Annotated in this window: 7 protein-coding genes; all 7 read right to left on the bottom strand. The window is 66.5% G+C overall.

Annotated features, from left to right (window positions below):
* Window positions 1-690 precede the first annotated feature (690 nt).
* A complete protein-coding gene (locus tag MUO23_14650; GenBank protein ID MCJ7514189.1) occupies window positions 691-1,587 on the bottom strand; it encodes a hypothetical protein in 897 nt (298 codons plus the stop codon).
* A gap of 9 nt (window positions 1,588-1,596) precedes the next feature.
* Window positions 1,597-2,883 (bottom strand): hypothetical protein, encoded by a 1,287-nt coding sequence (locus tag MUO23_14655; protein MCJ7514190.1) that lies wholly within the window; start codon window positions 2,881-2,883, stop codon window positions 1,597-1,599.
* A gap of 149 nt (window positions 2,884-3,032) precedes the next feature.
* Window positions 3,033-3,254 carry a hypothetical protein gene (locus MUO23_14660; GenBank protein ID MCJ7514191.1) on the bottom strand — a complete coding sequence of 74 codons (222 nt, stop codon included), beginning with the start codon at window positions 3,252-3,254 and terminating at the stop codon, window positions 3,033-3,035.
* Between the two features lie 265 nt (window positions 3,255-3,519).
* Window positions 3,520-4,446 carry a decarboxylating 6-phosphogluconate dehydrogenase gene (gnd, locus tag MUO23_14665; protein ID MCJ7514192.1) on the bottom strand — a complete coding sequence of 309 codons (927 nt, stop codon included), beginning with the start codon at window positions 4,444-4,446 and terminating at the stop codon, window positions 3,520-3,522.
* A complete protein-coding gene (cadA, locus tag MUO23_14670) occupies window positions 4,431-6,566 on the bottom strand; it encodes a cadmium-translocating P-type ATPase (protein MCJ7514193.1) in 2,136 nt (711 codons plus the stop codon). The genes gnd and cadA overlap by 16 nt, the downstream gene beginning before the upstream one ends.
* A complete protein-coding gene (locus MUO23_14675) occupies window positions 6,563-6,913 on the bottom strand; it encodes a metalloregulator ArsR/SmtB family transcription factor (GenBank protein ID MCJ7514194.1) in 351 nt (116 codons plus the stop codon). The genes cadA and MUO23_14675 overlap by 4 nt, the downstream gene beginning before the upstream one ends.
* Before the next feature lie 227 nt (window positions 6,914-7,140).
* Window positions 7,141-7,322 (bottom strand): hypothetical protein (locus MUO23_14680; GenBank protein MCJ7514195.1); only part of this gene is annotated, 182 nt, incomplete at its 5' end.

Below are 7,322 nucleotides of genomic sequence, written 5' to 3' on the forward strand. Positions count from 1 at the left end.
ACCAGCGGCGGGCGGGTGGCGGCCAGCTTCTTGACCATGCCGGTGACCGAGGCCGGGGTCACGCCCAGGCGTCCGGCAATCCGGTTGGTGGTTGCCCGGCCGTCCACCTGGCTCAGCTCATGGATGGCCTTGATGTAGTCCTCGATGGCGTGGGTAAGGTTGGCGCGCATCCTTCCCGATTGTACTTCGCCAGGCGCCGGCACGGTGCCGGCAGGTCAGTCCTATGCGGCCGGCAGCCGCCGCCGCCCGCAGCAACCAGCGGGGCGGCGGTTCTTCCCGAGAGCATCGCCATCGAGCCCCCACCCCCGGGGTGGACGGTGCCGCCCGCCGGGTGCAGCCCGCGGACGACGGGCGACCGGTTGTGGGCGCGACGAAAGGCGGCCAGCCCAGCCTCGAGAGTTCACCTCCCCTTTGCAGCAGGGCGGCCCGGGCCAAGGTGGTGAGGGGTTTGGGGGAGGATCGAGAGCAGTCATTGACGGGGGAAGTTCAAGGAATGACCTCGGGTGCATCTTGCCATCGCCCGCCGTGCGGCTTCACCCACATGCCCAGCAGACGAACCGAGCTCGGGGGATTCGGTGAGGGCCCACGAGTTCCATCTGAGCCGGAGCGGGGCCGAGTTTGGCAGAGAGCGCAGTTGGCGGAGGCGAACCCCGCCGACTGCGTGTGCCTGGAAGCGCAGGAACGGAGTCGTCAGTCAGGCTGATCCGGACCCAGCAGCACGATCAGCCCCAGCGCCCCCATGTTGCAGAACAGGAGCGGCGCCAGCACGGGCGCCCCGCGCAGGAAGCGTTCGATGACGAGCACGTTCATCTCAGTCAGGTCAACCGACACGTGCAGTCCGGCGCCCACCAGGCCTACGAGAATCATCAACAGCATGCTACCGAAGTAGATACGCAGGTCGGAAGCCCTGGGATGTTCGAGGAAGCCCAGCGCCAGAGCGACGACCGTCGTGAAGACCCCGACCGCGGTCGGGATCCACAGCCAGGGATTGGCAAACCCGGTGCGGGCATGGTCGAGCACGGAGCTGATCACCGTCGCAAGCGATCCCATCGAAACCCAGAAGAAGTACGCCCGGGTCTTACTGTACGGCATCCGCAGGCGCCGCCGCTCCGAGAGCGCCAGCACTCCGCTGTCCGGCGGGGACTCGACCCAGGCGGCGCTGATGCCGAGCACCCCAACCAGGGCAAAGGTCAGCGGCCCCAGGATCGGGGGCGCCCACACCAGCAGGTCGATCGACACGCGCTCGCCAAGGGCGGCGGTGGGTAGGATGGCGCGCACCAGGTGGAAGTACGCGCCGAGCAGCCCCACTCCGATGCTCGCCAGCAGCACGATCGTCGCCAACACCGTCGCCAGGGGCCGGTTGCGGATTGCGATCAGGCCGGCCACCAGCAGCGCCAACCCGGCGGCCAGGCCGAACACAATCGGGATCCACTCATTGGGCCGGATGGTGCCGCTGATCAAGTGCGCCAGGTAGGTGTCGATTCCCAGGAAGATCTCGTTGACCGCCGCCATCAGCAGCATGCACTGATCACGGGTGAGCGGCAGCCGGCGCACAATCGCCAGGCGGGGGTGGATCGCCGCCAGCATCCCCATCGCCTACGGCTCGCGCGGCCCAGCCAGCTTCTCGGCCGCCATCGCTTTCAGTTCGGCCAAGTCGCTGAGGACTTCATACACACCGTGCCATTGGGTGTAGTCCGGCCCCTGCATCCAGACGCCGAACTTGGCCGTCCTCCCCCAGTGGTGCCACAGCTCGAAGTAAGTGTAGTCGATGGGTTCGTCGAACGGCTCAGTCGTCAGCAGCCCGCGGTCCTTGAGCGGCTTCATGATGCGGTCGCTCTCAATCACGTAGTCGTTGACGGCCAGTGTCGCCTGGTCCGCCGCCTGGTAGAAGTCGGCGATGAAGTTCTGGTTGTGGCAGGCGCGACACACGTTCTGCATGCGCACCATATTGTCCTGCCAGCCGGGGCGGCGTTCACTGATGGGGGCGAACAGATACCAGGTCAGCCGATCCCCGACGTCGTGCGTCGTGCCGCTGGCGCCGAAGCCGCTGAAGTGGCACAGCGCGCAGGTTGCGGCCGGGAAGTCCTCGACGGTGAGCGTGCCGGCTTCTGCCTGCCAGTTCCAGGTGTGCCCCATGGTCATGTAGGCAATCCCGTGCGGCGACTCCTGGTAGATCTCCCACTGCGGATGATCCGGCCCGATGTGGCAGGCGTTGCAGGTCTCCGGCTTGCGCACCTGCTCCAGGCTGAAGGTGTGGCGCAGATGGCACTTCTGGCACTGACCCACCGAGCCATCAACCGCCGGATCGCCGACACTGTGACAGGTCTCGCAGGCAAACTCAGTGAGTTCCGGGCCCTCGATCGCAAACAGGGCATTGCGGCTCTTGTCCGGGGCGAAAGATCCCTCGGGGATGGCGGCATACATCGCCAGGTGCTCGGGCGACAGCCCCTGGGTCCCGGCGTAGGCCACATATGCCGGCAGCGAGTGCCGGCTGCTGTAGAACTGAGCGACCTCCGCGCTGTGGCAGCGCTGGCACTTGGCGGTTGTCGGGCTACCCAGTACATACACGCCTTCATGCTCCACCGCCCCCGGATAGTCGGCCTCGACCTGATGGCAATCGGTGCAGCGGACCTCAGCCGCGGCCATGGTGCTGATGGCATACTGCTCGATAATGCCCGGCGTAGCGCTGCGGTGACAGACAACGCACTCGTCGGCGCTCTGCGCCAGCGCATCGGCGGGGCGGCCGGACTCTTCGGCCGCCGGGGTCGAGGCGACCAGCGCCCGGGCGATCAGCGCCCCTCCGATCAAGGCCGCAACGACCAGCAAGCCGATGATCAACACCCTCCAGGTCTGCCAATCACCTGCCGACTTTGCCTCGCCCATCGCCCCTCCTCGGTGCACCCGGTGCACCCCGCAGCTTGCCTGCCAGGCAGGCTATCGCCATCCTCCTAACTATGCAAGCCGCAGCCGCCGCTTCTTTGCGCTGGCGCAAACAAGGCGACTTGAGCCGCGAGAGGAAAGGCTCAGTCGCCTTACAAATGCTGCAGGGAAGCGGCGTCTAGGATAGCCGCTACCGGGAAGACATCCACGAAGTTCGGGCTGGCGGAGGAAGCCAGCGCTTGCTGCAGCTGCGCCTGCTGGTCGGGTGAGTAGTACTGAAATTCCGGCGGCAGGATGTCGGCGGTGTTCATCGCCTCTGCCTGACGCCCAGGGCCGGACACCACCAGCAGCAGCGACGCCAGGCTGATCAGCACCGGCGGCGTCAGCCAGACCGAGTCGCTATGCGCAGCGATGCGCGGGAACCGGCGCCGGGGGTGGAGGCTGGGGTTCCCCTAGCCAGTTCAGATGCTAGTGTCTTGGATGATCTGCCACATGCTCGACCATCACTCAAACCGCTCCGCTTCGCCCCGCCGTCTCACCCAGGGAGGCCTGACCCGCTCGGGCGCGGGCCTACGCAGTCCTCGGGGCCTGGGTGTGCAGGATGAGCGGCAAGGCGGCCCAAGTGGCCGCCAGCGGCGCTTAGCTCGTGGCCCGACCGGGTTCTTCGCGTTTGACCTCGTGCCCGCCGAACTGGTTGCGCAGGGCGGCAAGCATCTTGGCGGCGTAGCTTTCGTCTTGTCGGCTGACGAAGCGCATCAAGAGCGAAAGGGTGATAACCGGCGCGGGCACGTCCAGCTCCATCGCCTCGGCCACGGTCCATCGACCCTCGCCGCTGTCCGCAACCCACCCCTTGATCTGCGCCAGGGAAGGGTCGTCCGCCAAGGCGTTGGCGGCCAGATCGAGCAACCACGAACGGACAACGCTCCCATACCGCCAGATCTCGGCAATCTGGTGTAGGTTGAGAGCGAAGGCTTCCTTGCTGTGCATCACCTCGAAACCCTCAGCCAAGGATTGCATCATGCCGTATTCGATCCCGTTGTGGACCATCTTGACAAAGTGCCCGGCAGCGTGCGGGCCGACCCGCCCCCAGCCGCGATCCGGGCCGGGGGCCAGCGTCTCAAACACCGGCCGCAGGCGTTCGGCGATCTCCGGCTTGCCGCCCACCATCAGGCTGTAACCCTCCGTCAGGCCCCAAACGCCGCCGCTGGTTCCAACATCGACAAAGTCAACCCCCTTGGCCTGCAGGAACTCGGCGCGGGCAAGCGTGTCCTTGTAGTTGCTGTTGCCGCCGTCAATCAGCACATCGCCTTCCGCCACCAGATCGGACAGGCTGCGCAGCGTCTTCTCGGTCGCTTCGCCTGCCGGCACCATCACCCAGATGGCACGCGGCGCCGTCAACTTGGCAACCACATCCTCGAGCGAGTAGGCCCCAACAGCGCCTTGGGCCTCGGCCGCCTTGACCGAGTCCGCCGAACGCGCGTGAGCAACCACCCGGTGTCCGCCGCGCAACAAGCGCAGCATCATGTTGCCCCCCATCTTGCCCAGCCCGATCATTGCGATGTCCATCGATCCTCCTCGATACCAACCGGCCGCTGGCGGGCGTGCTGGCGAAGCAGCCGCGATGAGTTGGCCAGAATCCCCAGGTCAGGAATGCTCTGAGCCGCCGCCGCCAGGACCGGCGGCAGGATCCCCAGCGCCGCCAGTGTCAGCCCTATGGCATTGTAGACGATGGTGAAGCCCAGATTGAGGCGGACGACAGACATCGTCCGCCGGGCCATGCGCAGAGCTTCCGGCACCTGAAGCCAGTTATCCCGCATCAGGGCCACCGAGGCCGCCTCGAGTGCGATGTCGCTTCCAAACGCCCCCATCGCGATCCCGACATCAGCCTGAGCCAGGGCCGGCGCATCATTGACTCCATCGCCGATCATAACCACGACCTTGCCTTCCGCCTGCAGCCGGCGAACGAAAGCGATCTTGTCCTCCGGTAGCAGCTCGGCAGCAAACGGCACGCCAACCTGCTCGCCCAATGCCGCGGCTGTTCGCACATTGTCGCCGGTCAGCAGGTGAAACTCCCGGATGCCGAGGGCGCGAAGCTCTGCCAGCGCTTCCGGCACTTCCGGCCTCAAGCTGTCGGAGAAGGCGACGGTCCCCAGCAGTTCGCCGTCCTGTTCCACATACAGAAGCGTCTTCCCTTCCGTCTCCAACCGGCTGATCTCCGGATGGGCCTGCCCAGCTGTCACCCATCGACGGGACCCGATGACGACCTGCCTGCCGGCAATGCGGGCGCGCAGGCCAAGGCCGGGGATGGCCTCAAACGCTTCGGCTGTCTGTAGCGACAGACCGCGGGCCTCCGCCTCCTGGCGCACCGCTCCGGCGAGAGGGTGCTCGGAGTAGCGCTCGGCACTGGCCGCCAGGGCTAGGAGCGAGTCTGCTGTTGCCCCGTTGACCGGGACGACGTCGGTGACCTGCGGCCGGCCCAGGGTCAGGGTGCCGGTCTTATCGATCAACAGCACGTCAGCCCGGGCCAGCGCCTCAACCACCCGGCCTCCCTTGAACAGCAGTCCGCGTCGAGCAGCCGCCCCAATGGTGGCCATCATGGCGATCGGGGTGGCGAGGGCAAATGAGCAGGAGCATGCAACCAGCAGCACTGCGGCCACCGCGCTCGGGTCGCGCCGCGTCAGAAACGTCAGCACCGCCACGGCAATCACCAAGGGAAGGTAGTAGCTGGAGAAACGATCCGCCATCCGCTGCACGTTGCCACGATTGGCCTCGGCTTCTTCGACCAGGCGGATCACCCGGCCGAAGGTCGTATCGGGGCCGATGTGGGTCGCCCGCACCTGCAAGCTCCCCAGCTGCGTCAGGCTGGCCGCCATGACCGCCGATCCCGGGGCGACCTCGGCCGGCATGGATTCGCCCGTCAGGGTCGAAGCGTCGATCGTGGCATGACCCTCGAGCACCACCCCGTCGACTGGGATCTTCTCACCCGGCCGCACCACCACCGTGTCCCCAACCTTGACCTGACGAATAGGCACCTCAACCTCGGCCCCTCCCTGCATCAGGCGCGCCGATTGCGGCATCAGTTCCGCCAGAGACTGCACCGCCCGCCGGGCGGTGCCAGCGGTGTAGCGCTCGATGGCATCACCGACCCACATCAGGAAGACGATCAGCGCCGCAGCCAGCCATTGCCCGAGCAGCAAGGCCGCCACAACCCCCAGCGTCATCAAGGTGTGGGCAATTACCCTCCCCTTGCTGGCTGCCCGCACGACATTGCGAAAGATCGGGAAACCGACCACCAGGACGAAGGCGATCGGGATCAGCGGCGGGATGTGGGCACTGATCGATTCGAAGGCACCGGTGGCCTCGGCCAGGACCATCAGCAGTAGCAGCATTCCCAGGCCAAAGGTCAGCCAGGGCAGCAGCGGCTTGGACAGGCGCGCAAGACGCGAGGCACGCTCAGGGGAGATCGCCTCGTCGGGCACTGCGTATCCCGCGGCCTCGACAGCTTTGCGGATCGCCTGCATCGATGTCCGGCCTGGGTCCATGCGGATGATTGCCTTCTCGGCTGCCAGCATGACATCGACCGACTCGACGCCGCGTACGCCGGCGATGGCCTGCTGCACATGCCGCGTGCAGTCGGCGCAGTCCATCCCACGGATTGGGACCTCAACTCGCTCCAGGTTGGTCAATGGCCCGCCTCGGGCGGCATCTCCAGCCGAGTGCACTCATACACGCCGCGGGCCACGTCCGAAAGCAGCGTGTCAGCCAGCTGCAGTAGGTCCTGGACGCGGGGATCGCTGATGGTGTACGTCACATAGCGGCCCGAAGGTTGGGCAACGACCAGGCCGCAGTCCCGCATGCAGGCCAGATGGTTGGAGACGTTGGATTGGCTCAGGCCGGTCTGGGCGACCAGCTCGCTTACGGTACAGGGAGCTTGTCCCAGGGCCTCGAGGATCTTCAACCGCGATGGGTCAGAGAAGCCGCGAAACAGCTTTGCCTGCAGGCTGATACGGGAGGGGGTGAATTCGAGGATCATGTCGCACCTCCATATATCATTATATCAGCATCTTCTGATACTATGCCGGCCCGCACGCCAGCACTGCTCTCAGGCCTCATCGGCTCGAGGGGAGGGTGCGAGGAAACCAACAGCGGGGCGTGGAAACGTCCCGCGCCCCGCTGCACCCCGTCCTGTTGCCGCGATTGCCTTTGCGCTCAGGCGGCCTCGCCGGCCGCCCTGCCCCTCGCGCTGCCCGGAAGCCGCGCCTAGCCCCCGGTGTACAGGTACATCAGAACCGGCCGGCCTTGGTTCAGCAGCTGTCGGAGCAACACTTCGCCGGGCGCGGCGCGCCCCTGTAGGCCGAGGAAGGTTTCCAAGAAGCCCGGTGGCGGGCGGTATTCCACCACCCGGGGTGTGCCCTCGATCCCGCCCAGCTCGGCGGCGCGGG

This window comes from Anaerolineales bacterium (assembly GCA_022866145.1).
Taxonomy (GTDB): domain Bacteria; phylum Chloroflexota; class Anaerolineae; order Anaerolineales; family E44-bin32; genus PFL42.

What these genes read in the sequence shown, in the direction of transcription:
- MUO23_14650 (MCJ7514189.1), bottom strand. Translation starts at nt 1,587, where the DNA reads ATGCTGGCGGCGATCCACCCCCGCCTGGCGATTGTGCGCCGGCTGCCG.
- MUO23_14655 (MCJ7514190.1), bottom strand. Translation starts at nt 2,883, where the DNA reads ATGGGCGAGGCAAAGTCGGCAGGTGATTGGCAGACCTGGAGGGTGTTG.
- gnd (MCJ7514192.1), bottom strand. Translation starts at nt 4,446, where the DNA reads ATGGACATCGCAATGATCGGGCTGGGCAAGATGGGGGGCAACATGATG.
- MUO23_14675 (MCJ7514194.1), bottom strand. Translation starts at nt 6,913, where the DNA reads ATGATCCTCGAATTCACCCCCTCCCGTATCAGCCTGCAGGCAAAGCTG.